Genomic DNA, 22210 nt, shown 5'->3' on the forward strand with positions numbered 1-22210 from the left:
GTGGCTATCCATCGTGATCCGTACGTTCCATACCCTCCTTAGCCGGCGCAAGTGGAGAGGTAGTGCTAGCTCTCCCTGCAAACGCCACAACGCCTAGTATCGCCGGTCGCCGTGCTCCAGTCACTGAAGGCAGGTTTGCCGGCTCGCCTCCCAACGTCCGGTACGCCAAGTAAGCAAAGCAGAGTGCTTCTTTCGCCTGGGCTGGAATACCATAGACCTCGCTGCGCTCAACCCGCACCGAAGGGAGCTCCTCCTGGAGGAGCTCCAGCAGGAAATCGTTGTGAGCACCACCGCCAGAAACGATGATGCGCGTGCTGTTGCCAGCAAATAGCCGGAGATTCTCCGCAATGCTCCATGCCGTAAACCGTGTCAACGTGTGGACGACATCCTCCGCTGGGACATGTGGTGGGACAACCTCCTGCAGAAGCTGACGCAGCCGTTGCCGTGAAAAGAGCTCCCGTCCTGTGGTCTTCGGAGGTGGCTGCCGGACGAAGGCTATCTGCTGGAGTGCCTCCCAGAGCGGGAGCACCAGTCGTCCAGCACGGGCAATCTGTCCCGCCGTATCATACCGCTTGCCGAAGAAGAGCTCAACAGCAGCATCAATCCAGAGGTTGCCCGGCCCTGTGTCCCACGCCCGTACATGCTCCGGCGGACACTTCGGCGGCAAGACCGTCACGTTAGCAATCCCACCGATGTTGAGAGCAACCACCGCGTCGTCGGGTGAACGTAAGAAAGCCCAGTCGAAGATAGCCACCAGCGGTGCTCCTTGACCACCAAGGGCCATGTCCGCACTCCGGAAATCCCCAACGACTGTTGTCCCTAGCCACTGCGCAACAGCAGCGATATTCCCTACCTGAAGTCCTACCCCATACCCTCCGTACCGCATCGACTCAGGATCATGGAAGACCGTCTGCCCGTGCATTCCAACGGCATCCAACTCTTCCGGAGCAATCCCAAGTCCAGCACACGCTCGCCGAACGCTCTCGGCGGTGATAGATGCCATTTCCCAGTGGAACGCTGCCACCTCCCGGATGGAGACAGACTCTTCGCAGAGGTGCTGGAGTCGCGATCGGAACACAGGCGGAAGCTCCATGTGGTGCCAGTGCAGTAGCTGGAAGCGGTCGCTGGAAGGTGTATGCTGGAACTCTGCAATAACGGCATCAATGCCGTCCCCAGAAGTACCAGACATAACGCCCGCTACGCGGCGAGGCCTCGCGTGCCACTCCAGCGTTCGCTGCAGAGCCATTCCTCACTCGTTGCCCTGTGCCGAAGACGCTACTATGTCTGGCTTTCGTCTATGTTCATGTGCTTGTGCTGCGTTGTGAGAGGTGCCGTATTTTTGCGCCTGCAAGGCCTGGAGAGGTGGCCGAGTGGCTGAAGGCGGCGGTTTGCTAAACCGCTGTAGCGCTGAAAGGCGCTACCGTGGGTTCGAATCCCACCCTCTCCGCCCCCACAAGTGTGCTGGTCTCTGCGATGCAGCGCGTTAACAACGTAGTGGTGGAGCGGCTCAAGCAAACCGAAGACTCCTTCCGGCGTGATCTGGCCAGCGCTCGCCGCCAGCAGGTCCTGGAAGGCGAATGGGTGTTAGGTGACGGAGCTCCGCAGTTCCGTGCCTTCATCACCTACGAAGGCGGGAAGACGACCTTCGAGATGGACAACCCTACCTTCATGGGCGGCGACGGTGCCCTTCCTGGGCCAATGCACTACTGTTTCTCCGGCTTGGCTGCCTGTTACACCTCCACCTTTGCTATTGTCGCGGCTGAGAAGGGCATCCCGCTCCGACGGCTCCGAGTGCGGGTGGAGGCAACAGTGAACTTCTCCCGCGTCTTCGGGCTTGCCGATGCTCCCGTGATGGAGGAAGTCCACGTGCAGCTCGAAATCGATAGCCCTGCCACCGACGCCGAACTCCAAGAAGTGGAGGAGCTGGCGCTGCAGCGTTGCCCTGTAGTGTGGACCCTAACGCACTCGGTGCCACTCCGCAGCAGTTGGCGGCGGTATGCTGCAGCCGAAGCCGCCTAAGAGGGCATGGCCAATATCCCCCAGCGCCGAAAGCAGCGACCAATCGCTACTAACCGCAAAGCCCGCCACGAGTACGAAATCCTGGAGACTCTGGAAGCGGGGATTGTGCTGACCGGTACCGAGGTCAAGGCCCTGCGGGAAGGGCGCTGCAACATAGAGGATAGCTACGCTGTCTTCTTGGACCCGCACAGCCACGAGCTGTGGCTCCTCAACCTCCACATTGGCCCCTATAGCCACGCTGCCCCGCATGCCAACCATCAGCCGAAACGCCCGCGCAAGCTCTTACTCCATAAACGGCAGGCCATCCGACTCCGGAGCAAGGTTCAGGAGAAGGGGCTGACACTGATCCCCCTCTCCCTCTACTTTTCCGGGCCGTACGTGAAGGTAGAGCTGGCGCTGGTTCGTGGCAAGAAGCTCCATGACCGGCGTGAAGACATCCGCCGCCGTGACATGGAGCGGGAAATGCAGCGCAGTCTGAAGCAGCTTCCGTAGAGCTACCAATGCTCCCGGCTGCTGAGCAGTTCCGCATCCTAGCCGACAGCACAGCAGAGATTGTGCCTGAGGGAGAGCTGATAGTGAAGCTGGAGAATTCCGTCCGCTCTGGACGGCCGCTGACAGTAAAACTAGGCTGCGATCCCAGCCGCCCTGACCTCCATTTAGGACACGCCGTCGTGCTGTACAAGCTCCGCCAATTCCAGGAGCTGGGACACAACGCCGTGTTGATCATTGGGGACTTCACGGCAACGATTGGCGACCCCTCTGGACGCACGAAGGCCCGTCCTCACCTGAGCTTAGAGGAGACGCGCCAGAATGCGCAGACATACGTCGAGCAGGCCATGAAGGTCCTGCTCCCCGAGCGACTCTCTATCCGCTTCAACTCTGAGTGGCTGGAACAACTCACCTTCCGTGAGCTCATCACTGTGGCAGCCCAGTGCACTGTCGCCCAAATGCTGGAGCGGGAAGACTTCACACGCCGCTACGAGCGCGGCGATCCGATTGGGCTACACGAGTTCCTCTACCCATTAGCACAAGCACTCGATTCCGTGGCAATCAGAGCCGACGTAGAGCTGGGCGGGACTGACCAGCGCTTCAATTTGCTGATGGGGCGACACATCCAGCGGTTCTACGGACAGGAAGCCCAGTGCCTGGTACTGATGCCCTTGCTGGAAGGCACCGACGGGGTGGAGAAGATGAGCAAGAGCCTGGGCAACTACATTGCCCTCACCGATCCTCCGACGGAGATGTTCGGCAAACTCATGTCTATCCCGGACTCGCTCATCGTTCGGTACTATCGCTTAGCCGCGTTCGCCTCGGCCGAGGAGGCACGGAAGTTGGAAGAAGGGCTCCGCTCAGGGAGCTGGCATCCTCGCGATGCCAAGGCCTTCGTTGCCCGCCGCATTGTGGCCTTCTACTACGGTGAAGAGGCCGCGCAACATGCCGCTGAGGAGTTCGACCGGGTCTTCAAGTACCACGAGTTCCCGAAGGATATGCCCGAGGTCGTGCTACCGGTCCCCGCACTGCCAGTTGTAGACCTCCTCGTCCGTGCGGGTCTGGTGCCCTCTCGTAGCGAAGCCCGGCGGCAGATTCAGCAGGGAGCCGTGCGCATTGATGGAGAGCGAGTCACAGACTGGGGGAGCGTGGTGGAACTCTCGCGCGAGCGGATCGTTGCTGTCGGGAAACGCCGATTCGTCCGTGTGCGCCATGGCACTGCAGAAGCTCCTGGCTACACCTGAACTGCTGGCCCTCTTCGGCGAGCCCGTAGAGTGCCGTTCCGACGGAGCCTGCCCACCACGAGACAACATGCAGCAAGACTGGGAGCGCCTCTTAGCATGCGCCTCCTCCTGTGATACTCCCCCTCTCCTACGGTTCTACGCATGGCAGCCGTGGGCTATCTCGTTGGGTCTCCACCAGCCAGACCAGATCGCAGACAAAGAGCGCTGCCGAGAACGAGGGATTGAGATTGTCCGTCGCCCCACGGGTGGGCGAGCTATCCTCCACGCGGAAGAAGTGACTTATGCCGTTGTCGTCCGGCTCTCATCCCAGCGGACACCGCAGTACATCTACCGCATCGTCCACGAACGGATTGCTACAGCACTACAGCAACTTACGGGAAAGCCCATCCAGCTTGCTCCAGCGAGCGCTGACTTCCGCCGGCTCTGGAGCCGACCTTCTGGAGTAGCCTGCTTCAACAGCTCCGCCCGCTGGGAGCTCAGCTACGCTGGACGCAAGCTCGTTGGCAGCGCTCAGCGAATTGTCAACGGTGTCCTACTCCAGCATGGCTCCATTCTGCTTGGGCCAGCGCATCTCTCGATAGCGGAGCTCCTACGCTTCAACTCCGAAGCTGACCGTGAAGCATTCCGGCAAGCACTGGCAGCCCACAGCATCTCGCTCCAGCAACTCTGCGGACACCACTTGCCGTACGATAGCGTAGTAGCAGTCCTGTGGGAAAGCTTCTGTGGGGCTCCCTACGAAGAGCCCTAAGGCCAGCACTACTCGGCAGCCGCCTCCACTACAGGTTCGGGCTCCAACTCCAACTCGGGGTAGATTGGGAAACGGCGGCAGAGCTCGCTGACCTCCCGGCGAACGGCGGCAATGACGTCCTCGTTCCCGATGTTGCTGAGGACACGGTCTATGAGCTCAGCGATGAGCTCCATCTCTGCCACCCCCATACCGCGAGTGGTCACCGCCGGTGTTCCCAGCCGAATTCCTGAGGTGATCAGCGGCGGCTGCGGGTCGTCTGGCACTGCATTCTTATTGCACGTAATCCCCGCCGCATCTAGTGCCTGTTCCGCCTGCTTGCCGGTAATGCCACGATTGCGGAGGTCCACGAGCATCAGGTGGTTGTCCGTTCCGCCACTGACAATCTCGTAGCCTCGAGCCATTAGAGCTTGAGCAAGGGCCTGAGCGTTCCGAATGACGGCTTTAGCATACTCGCGAAACTCTTCGGTGAGTGCCTCCCCGAAGGCAACTGCCTTCGCAGCAATGACGTGCATGAGTGGCCCACCCTGGAGACCAGGCATGACAGCACTGTCAATGACTTCGCCAATCGTCTTCCGACGCCCTGTCTTCGGAGCCACGATGCCAAAGGGGTTCTCGTAGTTCTCCCCAACGAGAATCAAGCCACCCCGAGGTCCGCGAAGAGTCTTGTGCGTTGTACTGGTCACAACGTGGCAGTACGGCAGAGGATTCGTCAGCAGCCCAGCAGCAATGAGCCCAGCCGGGTGGGCAATGTCAGCCATCAAGAACGCTCCGACAGCGTCAGCGATGGTGCGGAAGGCCGCGTAGTCTATGTCACGCGAGTATGCCGATGCTCCAACGACGAGGAGCCGGGGACGATGCTGGCGGGCTAGATGTTCTACCTGGTCGTAGTCTATCCGTCCCGTCCGCGGGTCTACCCCATACGAGACGACGCGGTAGAGTTGGCCAGAGAAGTTCACAGGGGCCCCGTGGGTCAGATGCCCACCATGGGCTAAACTCATGCCCATGAGGGTATCGCCCGGCCTCAAGAAGGTAAGGTACACCGCCATGTTGGCATTGCTGCCGCTATGCGGCTGCACGTTTGCATATGCCGCACCAAACAGGCGCCGTGCACGGTCAATTGCCAACTCTTCAGCTACGTCCACCCACTCACACCCGCCGTAGTAGCGGCGTCCTGGATAGCCTTCAGCATACTTGTTCGTCAGCACGGAGCCCAACGCTTCCAAGACCGCAAGGGAGGCGAAGTTCTCGCTGGCAATGAGCTCCAACTTCTGCTGCTGGCGCCGAAGCTCTCCTCGCAGTGCCCGGTAGACCTCTGGATCTTGGCGTGCGACACGCTCGTATACCATCAGCGCTCTCACGGCGCTACGACAACAACCGGTACCCGCAGCCAGCGGACCCCATCACTGAGACGGAGGTAGTAAAGCCCAGGAGGAAGCGGAAGCAGGAGGCACTTACGGCAATCCCCTGGAACCCACTCCCATTCCTGAACTCGCCGTCCCAGCAAATCTTCCAACCATCCCCAGCGAACAACCCCACACCACGGCTGTGGCAGCTCCACTTCTACCCAACCGCGTGCTGGCTGCGGGAATAGACGAACTCCTGTAGCAGCAGGCTCCCGTACGTCCACCGTTCGGATGCACTCTGTCTGCGGCTGTCCCCCTGCCTTCCAAGCTGTGCAGGTCATGTTGGTGCTGGGGTCCTGAGGAGAGCCTAAGAAGATCATTGTCCAGACGGGCAATGCCATCGGGAGCCAAGGCATCACGTTTACCGTCAGGATCACTGCATCTGGCAAGCTGTCTGGATAACGCTGCCGAAAGTCGGCATATGTCTGGTTTCCACTGAGCACCAGTACCAGTGAGTCGCTGTCCATCCACGACACAGGTAGCGGCTGCTGGACCGGCAGCGGGATCGGTGGTAGGGGAAAAACTTGAAACCCTGCGACGGGAACCCTAATGACGGCATACCACACTGTCGTGTCCCTCTGTGCTGAGCGTATGCCGTACGTCCAGAGGTTTGCTCTACCGGTCTGTAGGTCAAAACGTGGGACCACAGGGGCACTCACTGGTAGATCTCCGGCATAGACTGCTGCAGCAAGACTAGCATCGGTGAAGCCATCCCGGCGTGCCCGGTCCAAGGCCGCCGTTGCACCTTGTCGTGCCGTGAAGGGCTCAAGCTGCTGCGCTTGACTATAGGAAACAGCAAGCAAGAGAACCGCGACGATCCACCTGTACATCACCGCTGCTCCCTTCTGTGGTACTGCCACAAAATTAGTACCTACGCTCGCTCAGCCCGTACACGCTCAAGTGCCCACTCGAAGAGTTGGAGGTACTGCTCAGCAGAACGCCGCGTTGAGAAGTCGCACGCCATGGCATTCCGCCGCATCCGTTCCCAGTGAGGCTCAACCCTGTAGAAGCCTAGGGCATACTCCACCGCACCCCAGAGAGCTTCGGGCGTGTAGTCTCCGAAGAGGAAACCCCAGCCTTCGCCAGTCGCCGGATCGTATTGGCGGACCGTATCACGCAGACCACCGACTGCTCGCACGATTGGGATCGTCCCATACCGCAGTGCGTACATCTGCGTCAGGCCACAGGGCTCATAGCGCGAGGGCATCAGGAGATAGTCCGCTGCCGCGATGATCTTATGGGCCAGAGCTTCGTTGTAGCCAAACTGCACGAAGACCTGCCGGCTGTATCGGCTGGCCAGATACCGGAAGAAGTCCTCGTACCGGTTGGCACCACTCCCGAGGAGCGCAAACCGGACCCCGAAATGCGCCAAGATCCCCTCCAGAGAGTGGCAGAGCAAGTCGATACCCTTCTGGTCTGTCAGCCGAGATACCATCCCGAGTAGCGGGACTTCCCGGTGCAGCTCTGGTTCACTCATCCCAGCCCACTCATTCAGTAGGCGCCGCTTGTTGAGCTGCTTCCCAGCTAAGAACTCCGCCGAGTACGGCACGTAGATGTGGCGGTCATGCCCAGGGTCCCACTCCGCGTAGTCTACCCCATTGAGAATGCCCACAAGGTCGGCACCACGGAAGTTCAATACTCCCTGCAATCCCTCACCCAAAGGTGTCGTGCGAATCTCCCAGGCATAGCTTGGGCTGACGGTAGAAATCTTGTCGGCGTAGAGGATGCCGACCTTGAGCATGTTCACGCTCCCGAAGTACTCCCACGGCGAGCCAGGATAGAATTCCTCCCACGGTATGCCGAGCAGCGGCAACACCCGAGATGGCTCGCTGAGTCCTTGGAATGCAATGTTGTGGATGGTCAGTACCCCGGCTGTCTTGTAGAACCGCGGCTGCCAGCGGTAGACAAGCTTCAGCAGCGGCATCGCCAGGGCTGTATGGTAGTCGTGCGCATGGATGACGTCGGGAGAGAAACCCAGCGCAGAGGCTACCTCAAAGAGTGCGCGGCTCAGGAAGATGAAGCGGCGGTCGTTATCGGCGTAGCCTTCAGGGTTTCCGTAGATGCCTTCGCGGTCGTAGTAATCAGCGTTCTCCAAGAAGCAGACCCGCGCTGTACTCTGTGGCAGCACCCCCAGCCAGAGCCGAGCGTATTCCGTCCACCATCCAAGTGGGACCCCCACAATGTGCTCCGTCGGTCGCAAACCATGTGCGGCAACATCAATAGCCCGGTACTTTGGAAGCACCACCAGCACTCGATGTCCCAGCAAACTCCACTGCCGCGCTAACGCTGCTACTGCATCCGCCAATCCCCCCACCTTCGCGAACGGAGCAAGCTCCGCTGTCCCAACGAGGATGTTCATGGCACGCACGAGTACATCCGACACACGTAGGCCCTTACGACAGCACTGTCCTCGTACTGCCTCGCCGCTGCCTGTGCAGTAGTCTCGGTCTCGAAGATACCAAAGACCGCCGAGCCACTTCCAGTGACGCCTGCGTAGAAAGCCCCCGACTGCAAGAGATAGTAGCGCAGTTCTCGGAGCTTCGGGTAGTGGGCGAAGAGGAGTGGCTCGAAGTCGTTGGCAAAATACCGCTGGAACAGACCCGGTTCTCGAGACAATGCCGAAAGGACATAGTCCCACGGAACCTCTGGCTCCGACTGCCACCGTTCAGACCTCTGCAGTTGAGCATAGGCCCATGCTGTAGAGATGCTGAAACCGGGATACAGTACCACGAATGTGTACGGTAGCGATAGCAACACCGGTTGCACTCGCTCCCCCCGACCTCGTACAAGCGCTGGCTGCTGGTACAAGAAGAAAGGAACGTCACTCCCTAGCCGCTGCGCAAGGTGAAGGAGCTGTTCTCGCGATAGCCCTATCTTCCACAAGCGGGTCAGTAGACGGAGCGCAGCTGCTGCATCGGAGCTTCCGCCTCCTAGCCCAGCACCAACGGGAATCCGCTTGCGGACGAGTATTTTTGCGCCGCTCGGAAGCCCCCACTCTTTCCGTAATAGCTCCGCAGCCATTCGCACCAAATCGGGTGCGAACTCTTGTGGTGGCTCATACTCTACGCAGATCTCGGGGGCTTCCTCAGCTACCAGATGGTCGCCAAAATCGAGAGGCAGCATGAGGCTCAGCAGCTCGTGATACCCATCGGGGCGCCGTCCAAGGACCCATAGTCCCAAGTTCAACTTCGCCGGAGCAAACTCCGTCAGTGTCATGTGGCAGAGGGGAACACGATGCACCACGCAGACGACATCCCATTCCAGAGCGAGCTGGTACGGAAGGCAATCCACCTCCTCTCGCTCTCTATCCCGGTTGGGTACATCTTCGTCTCGCAGCGGACCGCATTGACGATTCTGCTACCCCTTATGGTGGCGTTCGTCGTGGTAGACATCCTTATGCACACTATCCCGGCAATTCGACAGCTCTTCCTTCAGCTCTTTGGCTTCCTGCTCCGACCGCATGAGCTAGAGACCCAGCGCCTTCTCTTGAATGGGGCCTCGTACGTGATGATCTCCGCCTGCATCTGTATTGCTCTCTTCCCCAAAGTGATCGCCGTTACGGCTTTCGCCATCCTCATCCTCTCAGACATTGCCTCGGCACTAGTAGGGAAGGCATGGGGACGTCGTCGGTTCTTGGACAAGACGGCCGAGGGTTCTGCAGCCTTCCTCGTGATGGGATGGGTGGTCGTCACCGTTCTTGGCATCACCTTCGGGGCTCCGTGGACCTACTATGTAGCCGGCTTCCTCGGAGCTGCGGTCGGAACCCTCGCAGAGGCAGCCTCCATCCGACTCCGAATGGATGACAACCTTGCAATCCCCTTGAGCATTGGCGCCACTATGTGGCTCCTGGGCTGGCTAGCAGGGCTGTGGGGCTGGAACTCGTTCCTACAGCTCCTACTGTGAAACCGTCAAGGCTTCTTCTGGCAGCAATCCCTCTACAAACGCAGCCGGGACGAACGGAACCAAGTCCTGCAAGCCTTCACCGACCCCCAAGTACCGAATAGGTAAGTTGCAGGTGGATGAAACTGCCAACGCCATCCCACCACGGGCGCTTCCATCCACCTTCGTCAGCACGACACCCGTCAAGGGCAAGTGGCGAAGGAACTCTTGGGCTTGGAGGACAGCGTTGTGTCCGATGGAAGCATCCAGCACCAAGAAGGTTTCGTGAGGTGCCGTAGGGTCGACCTTGCGCAGCACTCGGACTAGCTTCTCAAGCTCTGCCATCAGTGGCTCTTTGGTGTGGAGCCGCCCGGCGGTGTCAACGATGACGACATCGGCGCCTCGAGCTCGAGCTGCCTGGAGGGCATCATATGCTACGGCCGCTGGATCAGCTCCGTAGCGATGGCGGATACATGCAACCCCTATGCGCTCAGCCCATTGCTGGAGTTGCTCAATTGCAGCACTACGGTACGTGTCCGCTGCTGCAAGCACAATGCTGTGACCCTGCTGCTGCCAGCGGTAGGCCAACTTCGCGACCGTTGTTGTCTTCCCGAAGCCATTGACACCAACCACAAGCACGACCGTTGGTGACCCGGGGAAACGCTCGGGAAGCGGCTCCACAAGCAGGGCATGCATCTCTTCCCGGAGGATCTGGCGGATGTGTTCTACCGCCCCCTGCTGTCGCAAGCGCTCTCGAACACGGCGGACTATTCGCTCTGTTACCTCCACGCCAACATCTGCCTGCAGGAGCGCCTCCTCTATCGCTGCCAGAACAGCCGACTCCTCGCGGCCTTGAAACCACGCTCTGTGAAGCGCATCAGCGATCCGTTGGCGTGTTCGCGCCAAGGCCTCCGAAATGGCAGTCAAAAAGCTCATGCGTCAGTCAAGCTCGATCAGGAAGAGCGGCTGGTTGTACTCCACGGGCTGCCCGTTCTCTACCAGGATTTTCGCCACTACTCCGGATACGTCGCTCTGAATCTCGTTCATCAGCTTCATCGCCTCGATGATGCACAGCGTCGTCCCCGGAGTGACTCGGCTACCAACCTGTACAAACGGCTCAGCGTCAGGAGCTGGAGCCCTGTAGAAGGTCCCGACAATCGGGGAGCGGATCTCGTGAAGCCGCTTTTCAGTCTCCTTCTGCTCCTCCACCGGCGCTGCAGGGGCTTGCGGAGCCGCTTCCACCGTAGTTGTAGGCGCCACCGGCTGAGAGCCAACTGCCGCCTGGCCCCCACCCATCGGAGCGTATCCCGGCATCGCCACAGGCAAGACAATAGGCGACGTTCCCGCCGCCTCTGGATGAGCATTCGGACGCTGCTTGACGATGTGTACTTTCGTGCCCTCTTCCTCTATGACCAGCTCCGTTGCAGAGCTCTCGTCGAAGATTTGCAGCAGCCTGCGTAGGTACTTTAAGTCCATGCCCTCCCCGTAGCTGTGGCTCAGGCTTCCTTGACCCGCTCGATGTATTCGCCTGTGCGGGTGTCTACCCGCACAATATCCCCTTCGTCAACGAAGAGCGGGACTTGTATTGTAGCTCCCGTTTCCAAAACCGCTGGCTTCAGGGCTGTCGTCACCGTATTCCCTCGCACAGCTGGCTCCGTCTTCGCTACACGGAGGTTGACATGGGACGGGAGCTCCACCGTGACAACCCGATCTTCGTGGAAGACTAGGTTCACCGTCTGACCCTCTGCCAGGAAGCGAGCGCTGTCGCCAACGACGTGCTCATCAACGGGGATTTGCTCGTAGGTCTCCATGTCCATGAACATGAAGACCGAGCCATCTCGGTAGAGATACTGGTGAGGACGGTAGTCCAGACGGGCAAACTCAATCGGCGTTCCGGAGAGGAACTTGTTCTCCAACAAGCGACCCGTCTGGAGATTGCGCATCTTGACTTGGTAGAAGCCGGGCTTGTTACCCGGCGTTCGGTGCTCCACTTCCAGCACAACGTAGAGCTCGCCTTCATATCGGACGATAGCTCCAACGCGCAGATCGGATGTCGTCCCAACCATGTGCCCGTGCTTGGAATATCCTTTCCCCCTGAGGTCCCGGGCGGATTCGAACCGCCGTACGAGGTTTTGCAGACCTCTGCCTGACCACTAGGCTACGGGACCTTCTCACAGCTGGGCAAAATTACGGGGAGGCCTGCGGATACTGGACAGCCTCCGAGGACTTCGATTGTCCAGACTCGCTTGGACGAAAGAGCCAGAAGAGTGTAGACCAGAGCGAAACATGCTCCTGCCGCCACTCGGCGGCCGCTTTCCAATCCTGTGGAGCGAGTCCCATCCACAGCGTCCAGAAGCGCCGCTCTGCAGCCTCAAAGCGATGCCGATCCCCGGCGTCATACGCTGCTAGGACGGCCTCAGCGGCCTGTCCCAATTCCCGGAGTGCAGGGCTCGACTGAGTCTGAGCCCACCGGATGAAGCGATTCGCCAGCCGCCGCTGTTGTGCGTCTATGCTTGGAAGTTCCCGAGGCATAGCACTCTCCGAGGAGCACGTACAGTAGCAGCTTAGGAAACCACCTACAGCGTACGGAGCCTGCCTGTCATCGCACTCTGCCGCACACCATCCACCAAGGAAGCTCTGTGCGCGCCCGACCGACCCTTCAGTGCGCCAGTATACCTGGTTATCTCGCTGACTCCATCCCTCTACCACAAGCGGCAAGGCCTCCGACGACGCTACCGCGAAGAGTGCAGCGCCGAGCCCAACCGCAGATGCTACCGCCGCGAGCACTATTGCCCCTATGACTACTACCCCCACCACCGCCAAGACCAGCAGCACAACCGGTAGCGCCAGGAGCAATACCGCGGCCCCAACTATTACGCCCACTGCGTCTGCGAGGAATTCTACCATCGTCAACACCCCTCTGTTTGTGGCACAGTGTGCCGCAAACTTGGCGAACTCAGTACACCCTCCGGCTACCGCAACCTACCGCCGCTCGATGAATGGCGGAGAGACCAAGGGTGGCTTGGGAACGCTGCCTTCACGCGGGCGTATCTCAACCTCTTCCAGAACGATGTCAGGCGTGATGATACTCACCGGCAGATACGGTACCTCGCTGCCGGCAGCCGCAGCCGGGGCAAGGTAGTTGTAAGGCGTCTGCTCTCGCGATACTGCCAGAATATCCCGCAGCGACCGCACAGTGAGCCCTACGGCGTCACAGGGCTGCAAGAGCTCCTCTCGCCCATCGGGGTAGACCCGGAACGCTGCTACTATCGGTAGGCTCCCCTCTCGCGCAAAGCTTGGATACTTCCCCAAACTCGCCCGGGCCAGCACCGTCTGCGCGATGTTGAGGTTCATCACAGAGCGGACTAGGATGCCGTATGGGAGTTCCCTCTGGCGCAGTAGCTGAAGGAAGTACTGCCGTAGCTGCTGACGCTCCAGAACCGAGCCACCCCCCTCGCCTGGTACAAGCTCCAGCACACCTACCATAGGAGCCCCGGCACGGTTATGCCCGTTGGAGCGAGCCAACCACCGCGTTGGCACTCGGGTACTGAGAAGCTGTCGCAGTACGCCCTTCTCTACGACCTGTACCGTATCCGCCCTCACCCCCTCATCGTCCACGCAGTAGGACCCTACGAGGGGAGTCTGCCGAAACCATCGCTGGCAGGGGGCTGCTCGCAGCGAGAGGAACTCCGGAAGGATGCGACTACCGATACGACGGGCCAACCCTTGAGCCCTCGTCGTAAAGACTGGTGCGTCCGACAGGGGCTCCCGATGGAGGAGGAGTTGCGGAACGAGTACCTGAGCAACGAGCTCGCCTGCAGCCCGCCCCTCGAAGAGTACGGGACCAACGTACGTCTCTTCCAATGCTGATGCCGCTCGCTGAGCCCGAAGGCGCTGTGCCACCTCAGTTACAGCCCGCCGTAGGGAGTCCAACGAAGGCAGCTCCGCTGGTGTTCGAGCATAGGCGGAGTAGTACTGCGCTAGGAGTGTCCCATCGTTCGCTTGGGCGTAGGCAACGACTTCCAGGCCTGTGAAGAGCTCGGTCTTCACTGCCCTCCGCCCCTCGGTGTTGGCGTACCAGGTCTGGGTAGGCAGGTACTCGAAACTGACAGCCGACGCTGTAAACTCCGGGTACTGCCGGAAGATTGCCGAGAGCTCACGACAGAGGCGCTCCGCCAGCGCTCTGGAGAAGGTGGGGACAGCGAGTGTATCGAACAACTCCTCCCCGGGTAGCAAGCGGAAATCGGGGGTAGTATCCCGCCGCAGTTGACTGCGCAAGATGTTCAGCTTCCGCCCATACTGCTCGACGGCATCCTTGTAGGCTGCATCCGTAGCCAGCCATAGTTCGCGCCGCAGCAGAGTATCGCTCAGCTCTATCGGGACGGCCCGCTGCCGATAGGTCTCGCGAGGCGAAGCGCCACCGAAGAGCAGGAAGCTTGGGGCTGCCAGATTCGTGTTGTCAAGCTCCGGAGTTCCTACCCGCACGGCAACCGTCAATGTCGCTCGCTGACTCTCGTTCGACTCCACAAGCTCACCCAGCACCGCTCGTGCTACCAAAGCCGCCCGGTATTGGAGCCGATACTCAATGTAGTACGGGGCGGGAGCACCCTCAGAGCGCAAGTTCTGCTGTGCTCGCCGGAGTTCTTGTTCCATCGCCCGAAAGACCACCTCCGTCCGCGGCGGCTGCCACACTTGCGCCGCGCAGACCGAGAGCACACCACACAGCAAGAGCAAGTATCTCATAGCGCCACTACGGAGACTGAACCGACGGTGGAGGCAGAATGGGCAGGCGTTCGTCGGACTTCGCCTTCTTCTGGACCTCGATGCGGCTGACCAGTAAGCTAGGCGAGCTCGCCGAGACGGGGATGTTCCCTGACTCCGCCCCGCAGAGCCCATTGAAGACTCCAATGTCCGAGCCAGCTGCAATAATGTTGGCGAAGGTTGTCAGCGGGGTCCCGATGAGGTCAACTCCACGCACTAGCTCATCCGGTCGCCCATCGACGTAGACTCGGTAGACTACCAGCGGCATGACGTTGAATGCATTTGGGATGGTGCGCGTCGTGAACGTGAAACCGCCTTCCACGACCTTGAAGAGAAGGCCAAACTCCTTGCCTTGGCGTCGGCATTCCTCGCGCAAACGCTCGCGCAACTCCTGCGGCGAAAGGCTCTGATGGGCTACCACCAGCAAATTGGACTGTCGCGCCACGACCTGAGTTCCGGGCTGCCGCCGCCCATGCCCATTCGAACGCCGAAACTCTGCAATCGGGGTCCGATTCATCAGGAAGTTACGCAGTATCCCACGCTCTACGACTACGACCCGTTGCGCCGGTACCCCCTCGTCGTCGAACTCGTAACTGCCAGCTAGCGGTATTCCATCGCGATACCGACGGGTCGGGTCGAAGACGACGTCCAGAAACGGCGGTAAGATCTGCTTGCCCAACAGATCGCGGAGCATCTGAGCCGACTGCGGGTCTTTCTGCCGATGTCCCTCCACCCGATGCCCGAGAATCTCGTGGAAGAAGACTCCAGCAGCTTCCCCACTGAGGATTGCTGGTCCAGAGTAGGTTTCGAGCACCGGAGCCTTGCGGAGGCGATGCAGGAGCTCGATCATGCTCTCTATGTCAGCACGGATGCTGTCAGGACTTGGTAGCTCCTCAGGCCGAAATGCAAAGTAGGTGCGATACAGAGGCAACTCCATGCCATCGTCTGCCCGAGTCTGGGCAGCAATCGTCAAGAAGATGCTGTTCTCCCCCCAGGCCAATTCCGTGCCCTCCGAGTTCACCAAGAACTTCTGCACCGAAGTTGCCTGAAGAGTGAGCCGATGGGAGTAGATCCAGGGATGGGGGACAAAGGCTGCCGAGAGCTCACGTAGACGCTGGGCCCAGAGTGATGTATCCAGCCGCAGCGGCGGAACGAGTCGCTGACGCCGCTGAGGTGGTTCTCGAGAGAAATCAGGGATGCTGTCTCCTTCTTGAACCCGAACGCTGCGGCTTGCAATGACTTTTGCATACCGCTCGGCCGCCCGCTCGTATGCGTCAGCCGTGGCTTGCCAGAGGAGGTGCCGCAGGGCTTGGGCGTCATCTCCCAAAGGAAGCTGGACTGCTCCGGACCGGTCTACGAAGCTCCAGGCCTCCTGCAGCGGACGGGTATTATCCAGCTCGTAGCTCCCGACCCGCACGTCTACATCCAGCCAGCGAGAGTGCTGCTGCGCGGAGCGCCGCAACTTTCCTGCCTGCGCCTCAAGGACCGTCGTCTGGAGCTGCGCCACCTGGTAGCCGATGTAGTACGCTGGCTGTGGCTGCTGGCGTAGGACTGCAAAGTTCCGCTCCAACTCCTGCCGAAGGAGGCTCAGTAAGGCCGTCTGCGCCGTCGTTCCTTGGGCAGCGACTGCACAGCCTATCCCCACCCACACGCACCAACGGCTCCTCATTCTACCCCTGTTAGCTGTGGCTGCAGCACTGTTCGGCACCGCACTGCCAATGTTTCCTCTTCCAGCTCGTACACATACGGCACACCCGTAGGAACCTCCACCGCTGGAATCTGCTCCGGGGGGATGCCCTCCAGCTCCATCAAGAGGGCCCGCAACGAGTTCCCGTGGGCAACGATGAGCACGTTCTTTCCCTCACGGAGGGCCGGAAGGATGCGCTCGTAGTAGTACGGTAGTACTCGGCGCTGCGTATCAGCGAGCGACTCCCCTCCAGGCGGAGCCACATCATAGCTGCGCCGCCAGAGTCGGAACTGTTCCTCGCCGTAGCGCTGCCGGACCTCGTCCTTGTTCATCCCCTGGAGCTGACCGTAGTGGCGCTCGTTGAGCGCTTCCGAGCGCTCTATAGGGAGCTCTGGACGCCCGAGGACACTCCGCACAATCTCTGCCGTCCGCCACGCTCGGCGCAGCGCTGAAGTGAAGATGAGGTCAATCGGGTAGGGCCGCAGAAGCTCACCCGCCTGACGTGCTTCGGCCTCCCCGCGAGGTGAGAGATCCACATCAATCCAGCCTGTGAAGCGATTCTGCCGGTTCCACTCCGACTCTCCGTGACGTAGCAGAATCAGCAACGGCATCCGACGGACCGTTCGCGGTGGGACACCAACTCAACATCAAGCAGCTGGCTGCTCCTGGTAGTGACTTTCCAGCAGCTCTTCCGCATACGCCAGCTCCGCAAGAGTATTGACGCCTTGGAATTCCTGCCACCGCGGAGCACACCATGCCCCAACAGGCTGCTTCTCGTCACGACACAGAGCCACGATGTCCGTGAGGTAGTACTCCTGCTGGGCATTCTGCCGGCTCAGCCGAGGCAGCAGCCTGAAAAGCACAGGAGCCCGTGCGGCAATGATGCCAGTGTTGACTTCACAAATCTCCCGCTCCTGCGGCGTTGCATCACGCTCCTCCACAATTCGCACAATCTTCCCCGTGACATCCCGAAGGATACGGCCGTAGCCTGTAGGCTGCGGGACCTGGGTTGTCAGAACCGTCACAGCATTCCCCGCGCGCAGGTGGAAGTCCACAAACACGCGGAGTGTCTCGTACTGCACCAGCGGCACGTCACCGGGGAGGATCAAGACGGTGCCAGTAAACCCCCCCAGAACGCTTCTCGTCTGGAGAACGGCATGGCCTGTCCCGAGCTGCTCAGACTGCCAGACAACCTCAGCTTGCGGACAGTGCTGCTGGAGAAACGCTGCTACCTCTTCCCCTCGAAAACCGACAACGACGATGAGCCGCCGCGGCCGCAAGGGAAGCACTGCTGCGAGCACGTACGATAGCAGCGGCCGTCCTTTCAGCGGCAAGAGTACTTTCGGCAGACCCGCATCCCCAATCCGCTTCCCCTTTCCAGCTGCTAGAACCACTGCAGCGATTCCGCTCATCCCCGTGGGTCCGCTGCATGAGCAACTTCTAGGAGCGAGCGGCGGAGCATACGGTTATGTTCGTCCACAGTCACCACTACAGGGGCGTGTCCTGGCAGCTCAGCTTCCGTCAGCAAGGCATACGAGAGCACCACGAGTTCATCCCCCACGACCCCCTTCCGCGCTGCCGGCCCGTTGAGGCACACCATCCCACTCCCTCGCGGCTCCGGGATCACGTACGTCTCCAGCCGTTCGCCGTTGTTGACGTTGAGCACGGTCACCTGCTCGTACGGTACCAGAAGGGCTGCCTCCATGAGGTCGGCATCTAACCCGAGGCTACCTTCGTAGAGCAGATTTGCCGCCGTCACCTTCAGCCGTTGGAGCTTCGACTTCAAGATGACCCGCACCATATCTCTCACCACCAAGGGCCGCACTGTGTGCGTTGTGACGAAGGACAGAGGGCTTTTGTCTCTGCTGCGCTGTTAGCCTACAGCTCGCTATTCCCATCCAGCTCAGCCTTTAGGGCTGCTTCTAGCGTCGGGAAGCGGAAAGTAAACCCCTCCGCTAGGGCTCTCTCGGGTACTACACGCTGGCTGAAGTTGAGAGCATCGGCCAACTCTCCATACTGCAGTCGAAGTGCCCAAGTTGGGACTCTAAGCCAGCAGGGGCGCCGGAGCAAACGCCCCAAAGTCTGGCAGAACTCTTGGAAGCGCACCGGAGAAGGTGCCACGGCATTGTACACCCCTTGAACGGTTGGAGTCTGAAGTGCCCACAGTACGAACGATACGACGTCGCTCCAATGGATCCAGGACACCCACTGCTGCCCACTACCTATAGTGCCTCCCAGGAACGCCCGGAATGTCGGCAAGAGCCTAGGCAAGAACCCAGCCTGCCGGTCCAAGACGATTCCTAGTCGTGGGATGATGACTCGGACTCGATCTGCTGCCCTCAGCGCAGCTTCTTCCCATTCTCGGCAGACCTGCGCCAGGAAATCTGTCCCTGGAGGTGCAGTTTCTCGGCACAGCTCGTCGCCCCGGTTGCCGTAGTAGCCCACAGCCGAGACCGAAAGGAACACCTGTACCGCGTGTGGCGCCTCGTGTAGTGCTTGCACCAGCTGCCGTGTCGTCCCAACCCGACTCTGTTGGATGATCTGGCGATACGCTCGAGTCCAGCGACGGACGATGGGAGCACCAGCCAAGTTGAGAACTCCCCAAACCCCCTCGAGGGCTGACGCAGGCAGTTCCTGCTGCGGATTCCACACGTAGTACTCCACGCCTCCCGGAAACAGCTCCTTAGCTCTCGACAGTGACCGCACGAGGAGTCGGACTTGGTAGCCCTGCTGCGTCAAGGTAGGAACGATCCGGCGTCCCAACCCTCCTGTTCCGCCAACGAGGAGGAGGCGGAGCCCCGGTGTTGCCCCAGTCTGCACCTTATTCTTCGGCGCTCGTCACCCACACCTGAACGACCCCTACTACCTCTGGATGGAGCCGGACCTTGACCTCAAAGGTGCCAAGAGATCGGATGGGCTCTTCGATGATGATCGCGCGCCGGTCGATTGTGAAGCCGTGGAGCTGGAGCCCTTCGGCAATCATCTGCGGAGTCACTGAACCGAACAGGCGTCCTTCCTCCCCGACCCGCATGGGGATAGTCACGACGATTTCCTTCAGGCGTTCGGCCAACCGCTGCGCGCTGAGGCGTTCGCGTTCGAGGCGCCTCAGGTACTGCTGCTTCTCCTGCTCCAATCGGCGCAGAGCTGCTTCTGATGCAAAGTAGGCAAGCCCTCGAGGGATGAGGTAGTTCCGGGCAAAGCCGTCGCTGACCTCCACAGTCTCGCCCATCTTCCCTAGCTTCTCAACGTCCTGTCGCAGAATGACGCGCATTGGACTCCCTCCCTATCGTGCTACACCTCCTCGGCTTCTTCGCCTTCCACTTCCTCGCCTTCTACCTCCGCAAATTCCTCTTTCTCAGCCGCCTCTACACGTGGTGTCTCTGGCACAAGCTGGCCACTCTGCGGCGGATGCTGGCGCCGGTACTGGAGGACCTCAGGGTCAATCTGAAGGGTGAGATGCCGCAGGAAGTTCTCCTCCAGCAGGAACAAGCGCTCCAGCAACGGCAGCGCTGTCGGATGGGCCTCGTATGCGGCATAGACGTAGTAGCCGGTGTTGCGCTTCTTGATCGGGTACGCAAGGCGCCGCTTCCCGAGCTCGTAGAAGAGTTGGATCTCACCACCGTGAGACTCGATGTACTCCTTGAAGCGGTCAATCGTAGCACGGATGTCAGCGTCTTCCAGGGCCGCGTTGATGATGGCCGTCGTCTCGTACAGTCGCCGGTGAGGTACTATAGTCATGCTCTTCTATGGCTGTGGGACAACCGCGCCACCCTTAGGCAGCACTAGAGACCTAACAAAATTACACCATTCCAGCCAGGTCAGCTGCCTACCGCCTCAGGACTGCCGCCGCCTTCGTGGAGGCTCCTGTGAAGGGACTCTGATCTCCACTCCGCCCGCCTCCTCTGGCCCAATGTTGAGCCGGGGGCCGTGGAGTGGCTACTGAAGTCCGTATTTTTGCGCCCTCCTCGTTGCTCGCGAGAACTGCTACAAGGTACCGCGTTCATGGAACAGACTCCAGTCCCCACTGCTATGCCTGAAGACCCAACCAGTGCCCCAGAGGGTAGAGAAGAGCCTTCAACTACTGGCGTCCAACCTTCTGGTTTCACCGCTAAATCGGTCACCTCCGTGGTCCCTCTGCTCCCGAGCGAGAAGATAGCCGAAGTTGAACGGCTCGTCGTGGATCGCTCGATCCTCGAGGTCACAGTTACAGAGCGGATCCGCGGGGGATTTCGGGTGCAGTACGACGACCTCACCGCTTTCCTTCCGACGGCACTAGCAACCTCACAGCGCCATCCTACGGAGAGCGAGCTTCGGGAGCTCGTAGGTCAGCGAGTGCACGTCGTGGCTCATGAACTTCGCCGACACGACAATGGCACCGCGACCTTCGTAGTAAGCCGGCGGCACTTTCTAGAGGACCTGGCGCTGGCCCGGCTGAAAGTCGGTAGTATCGTCGAGGGTAAGGTCACACGCTTAGTCACCACAGGGGTCTTCGTAGAGGTGGGGGGCATAGAAGGCTTCATCCCTCTGGCAGAGTTAGAGCACGTCCCAGTCTCCACGCCGAGTAAGGTACTCTCTCTGGGCGAGCTGGTCCGGGCGCAGGTGATCGAGGTGGACGTGAACAAACGCCGAGTTCGGCTCAGCCGAAAGGCCCTCCTCCCCTCTCCATGGGAAGGGGTGGAGACACGATACCCTGTAGGAAGCCGAGTGCGTGGCATCGTGCGACGCGTGCTGCCAAGAGCAGCAGTGGTGCAAATAGAACCCGGCATTGACGGAATTGTGCCTGTGGAAGAGCTCTCGTGGACACACCGGGTTGCTCATCCTGCCCATGCCCTCAGCGCCGGACAGGAGGTGGAACTCGTAGTTGTGGAGAGCTCTGCTGCCCAGAAGCGGCTTGTGCTCAGCCTTCGCCGAACTCAGCCGGATCCATGGGAAGGAGCAGTACAACGGTACTCGGTTGGCAGTCGGGTCCGCGCAACGGTACGCCGCTTATCGGCGACAGCAGCTTTCGTAGAGCTGGAAGATGGCCTGCCGGGGCTCATCCCTGCAGCCGAGCTCTCATGGAGCCGTCCTCATCCGTCTCCATCTAGCCTTTTCCACGTAGGCCAAGAAGTCGAGGCTGTGGTACTGCAAGTAGAACCGCAGCGGCGCTTGATTGTCCTCAGTTACCGCCAGGCCCAGCCCAGCCCGTGGGAGTCTGCAGAAGAGCGCTTTCCTGCTGGTAGCCGCATCTACGGAATTGTTCGCCGCGTTCTGCCGAAAGGTGCCATCATCGAGGTTGGTGAAGGCCTCGAGGGCTTCATCCCCTTGAGTGAGCTCTCCTGGCTACGGCGTCCGAACCATGCTGCCGAAGTGCTGCAGGCCGGGCAAGAGGTAGAGGGCTTGGTGCTCGAGGTCTCAGCAGCAGAGCAGCGGCTCGTCCTCAGCCTCCGCCAAGCTCAGCCAAATCCTTGGCCTGAGCTTGCCCAACGGTATGCCATCGGCACCGAATGTGAAGCAACCTTCGTACGGCAGGAACGGGCAGGGGCGCTAGTACGGCTCCCTGAAGGCGCGGACGCCTTCATGCCACGAAGTACCTTTGCCCACCTGTTGCGCAAGACGCGGGAGCCGTGGAAACCTGGGGATACGCTCCGGGTACGAATCGTAGAGTTGAACCCGGAGGAGCTCTCGCTCATCGTAGAGCCAATCCTTGCCAAGCCTGCCCCACTACCGGCCGCGCGCCAGCCGAGCGCTACAAGCCTCGGCCGACCAGTCCCTCCACGCCCCGCTGTGCAGCGACCCCCGAAACCGAAACCTACGGAAGCGCCTCCGCCACTTACCACTCGCGAAGAACGGCGCACTGGGGTGACCTTAGCCGAACTCCTCTCCGAGGAAATCCGCCAGAAGCTGCTCCGAGGAGCCCAATCGGAGCAACAGCGGTCATAGTCGGCTGGAAAGCCACATGGTCACTGCCGAGTTCCCAACTCTCGCCCCATGAGGTAAA

Annotated in this window: 23 protein-coding genes and 2 tRNA genes; 7 read left to right on the forward strand and 18 right to left on the reverse strand. The window is 60.4% G+C overall.

Annotated features, from left to right (window positions below):
* Positions 1-4: 4 nt before the first annotated feature.
* Positions 5-1246, reverse strand: a complete 1242-nt coding sequence (locus NZ960_03755) for an anhydro-N-acetylmuramic acid kinase (GenBank protein ID MCS7176728.1) — start codon at positions 1244-1246, stop codon at positions 5-7.
* Between the two features lie 110 nt (positions 1247-1356).
* On the opposite strand from NZ960_03755, the gene NZ960_03760 reads away from it, so the two are divergent.
* The 5 genes from NZ960_03760 (at position 1357) to NZ960_03780 (ending at position 4500) form a co-directional block, all read left to right on the forward strand.
* Positions 1357-1447, forward strand: a tRNA-Ser gene (locus NZ960_03760).
* A gap of 26 nt (positions 1448-1473) precedes the next feature.
* A complete protein-coding gene (locus NZ960_03765; GenBank protein ID MCS7176729.1) occupies positions 1474-2019 on the forward strand; it encodes an OsmC family protein in 546 nt (181 codons plus the stop codon).
* 6 nt (positions 2020-2025) lie between these two features.
* Positions 2026-2511, forward strand: coding sequence for an SsrA-binding protein SmpB (smpB, locus tag NZ960_03770; GenBank protein ID MCS7176730.1), 486 nt, complete (start codon positions 2026-2028; stop codon positions 2509-2511).
* A gap of 8 nt (positions 2512-2519) precedes the next feature.
* Entirely contained in the window at positions 2520-3752 is a 1233-nt protein-coding gene (gene tyrS, locus NZ960_03775; GenBank protein ID MCS7176731.1) for a tyrosine--tRNA ligase, read from the forward strand.
* Positions 3721-4500, forward strand: coding sequence for a lipoate--protein ligase family protein (locus NZ960_03780; protein ID MCS7176732.1), 780 nt, complete (start codon positions 3721-3723; stop codon positions 4498-4500). Before tyrS ends, NZ960_03780 begins: the two co-directional genes overlap by 32 nt.
* Before the next feature lie 8 nt (positions 4501-4508).
* Here NZ960_03780 and NZ960_03785 read toward each other — a convergent pair whose 3' ends face one another.
* From NZ960_03785 to ispE, 4 genes are read right to left on the reverse strand one after another with little or no spacing between them, the layout of a single operon-like run.
* Entirely contained in the window at positions 4509-5846 is a 1338-nt protein-coding gene (locus NZ960_03785) for a serine hydroxymethyltransferase (GenBank protein ID MCS7176733.1), read from the reverse strand.
* 8 nt (positions 5847-5854) lie between these two features.
* A complete protein-coding gene (locus tag NZ960_03790; protein ID MCS7176734.1) occupies positions 5855-6733 on the reverse strand; it encodes a hypothetical protein in 879 nt (292 codons plus the stop codon).
* A 41-nt stretch (positions 6734-6774) separates the two neighbouring features.
* Positions 6775-8262 (reverse strand): glycogen synthase, encoded by a 1488-nt coding sequence (locus NZ960_03795; protein ID MCS7176735.1) that lies wholly within the window; start codon positions 8260-8262, stop codon positions 6775-6777.
* Positions 8259-9119: a 4-(cytidine 5'-diphospho)-2-C-methyl-D-erythritol kinase gene (gene ispE / locus NZ960_03800; protein ID MCS7176736.1), complete on the reverse strand. Its 861-nt coding sequence runs from the start codon at positions 9117-9119 to the stop codon at positions 8259-8261. The genes NZ960_03795 and ispE overlap by 4 nt, the downstream gene beginning before the upstream one ends.
* 18 nt (positions 9120-9137) lie before the next feature.
* Here ispE and NZ960_03805 point away from each other — a divergent pair, with 18 nt between their 5' ends.
* On the forward strand, positions 9138-9806 hold the full coding sequence (locus NZ960_03805; protein MCS7176737.1) for a dolichol kinase: 669 nt from the start codon (positions 9138-9140) through the stop codon (positions 9804-9806).
* Here NZ960_03805 and ftsY read toward each other — a convergent pair.
* From ftsY to rpsF, 13 genes are all read right to left on the reverse strand, one after another.
* Entirely contained in the window at positions 9798-10718 is a 921-nt protein-coding gene (gene ftsY, locus NZ960_03810) for a signal recognition particle-docking protein FtsY (GenBank protein ID MCS7176738.1), read from the reverse strand. The genes NZ960_03805 and ftsY overlap by 9 nt on opposite strands.
* Positions 10719-10721: 3 nt before the next feature.
* A complete protein-coding gene (accB, locus tag NZ960_03815) occupies positions 10722-11258 on the reverse strand; it encodes an acetyl-CoA carboxylase biotin carboxyl carrier protein (protein ID MCS7176739.1) in 537 nt (178 codons plus the stop codon).
* 20 nt (positions 11259-11278) lie between these two features.
* Positions 11279-11848: an elongation factor P gene (gene efp, locus NZ960_03820; protein MCS7176740.1), complete on the reverse strand. Its 570-nt coding sequence runs from the start codon at positions 11846-11848 to the stop codon at positions 11279-11281.
* Positions 11849-11879: 31 nt separating this feature from the next.
* Positions 11880-11950 (reverse strand) — tRNA-Cys (locus NZ960_03825).
* A gap of 19 nt (positions 11951-11969) precedes the next feature.
* The gene (locus tag NZ960_03830) at positions 11970-12689 is read right to left on the reverse strand and encodes a hypothetical protein (GenBank protein MCS7176741.1); all 720 of its coding nucleotides are present in this window, start codon (positions 12687-12689) and stop codon (positions 11970-11972) included.
* A gap of 75 nt (positions 12690-12764) precedes the next feature.
* Positions 12765-14525, reverse strand: coding sequence for a metallopeptidase TldD-related protein (locus NZ960_03835; protein MCS7176742.1), 1761 nt, complete (start codon positions 14523-14525; stop codon positions 12765-12767).
* A 7-nt stretch (positions 14526-14532) separates the two neighbouring features.
* On the reverse strand, positions 14533-16212 hold the full coding sequence (locus NZ960_03840) for a TldD/PmbA family protein (GenBank protein ID MCS7176743.1): 1680 nt from the start codon (positions 16210-16212) through the stop codon (positions 14533-14535).
* Entirely contained in the window at positions 16209-16841 is a 633-nt protein-coding gene (locus tag NZ960_03845; GenBank protein ID MCS7176744.1) for a 2,3-diphosphoglycerate-dependent phosphoglycerate mutase, read from the reverse strand. Before NZ960_03845 ends, NZ960_03840 begins: the two co-directional genes overlap by 4 nt.
* A 36-nt stretch (positions 16842-16877) precedes the next feature.
* Complete coding sequence (locus tag NZ960_03850; protein MCS7176745.1) at positions 16878-17642, reverse strand: NTP transferase domain-containing protein; 765 nt, start codon at positions 17640-17642, stop codon at positions 16878-16880.
* On the reverse strand, positions 17639-18031 hold the full coding sequence (locus tag NZ960_03855) for an aspartate 1-decarboxylase (GenBank protein ID MCS7176746.1): 393 nt from the start codon (positions 18029-18031) through the stop codon (positions 17639-17641). Before NZ960_03855 ends, NZ960_03850 begins: the two co-directional genes overlap by 4 nt.
* Positions 18032-18108: 77 nt before the next feature.
* Entirely contained in the window at positions 18109-19050 is a 942-nt protein-coding gene (locus NZ960_03860) for a TIGR01777 family oxidoreductase (protein ID MCS7176747.1), read from the reverse strand.
* Between the two features lies 1 nt (position 19051).
* On the reverse strand, positions 19052-19501 hold the full coding sequence (rplI, locus tag NZ960_03865; protein ID MCS7176748.1) for a 50S ribosomal protein L9: 450 nt from the start codon (positions 19499-19501) through the stop codon (positions 19052-19054).
* Positions 19502-19521: 20 nt separating this feature from the next.
* Positions 19522-19968 carry a 30S ribosomal protein S6 gene (gene rpsF / locus NZ960_03870; protein MCS7176749.1) on the reverse strand — a complete coding sequence of 149 codons (447 nt, stop codon included), beginning with the start codon at positions 19966-19968 and terminating at the stop codon, positions 19522-19524.
* 264 nt (positions 19969-20232) lie between these two features.
* On the opposite strand from rpsF, the gene NZ960_03875 reads away from it, so the two are divergent.
* The gene (locus NZ960_03875) at positions 20233-22152 is read left to right on the forward strand and encodes a S1 RNA-binding domain-containing protein (protein MCS7176750.1); all 1920 of its coding nucleotides are present in this window, start codon (positions 20233-20235) and stop codon (positions 22150-22152) included.
* Positions 22153-22210: the final 58 nt, after the last annotated feature.

Origin of the sequence: Candidatus Kapaibacterium sp., assembly GCA_025059875.1 — a bacterium.
GTDB lineage: Bacteria > Bacteroidota > Ignavibacteria > Kapaibacteriales > HRBIN21 > HRBIN21.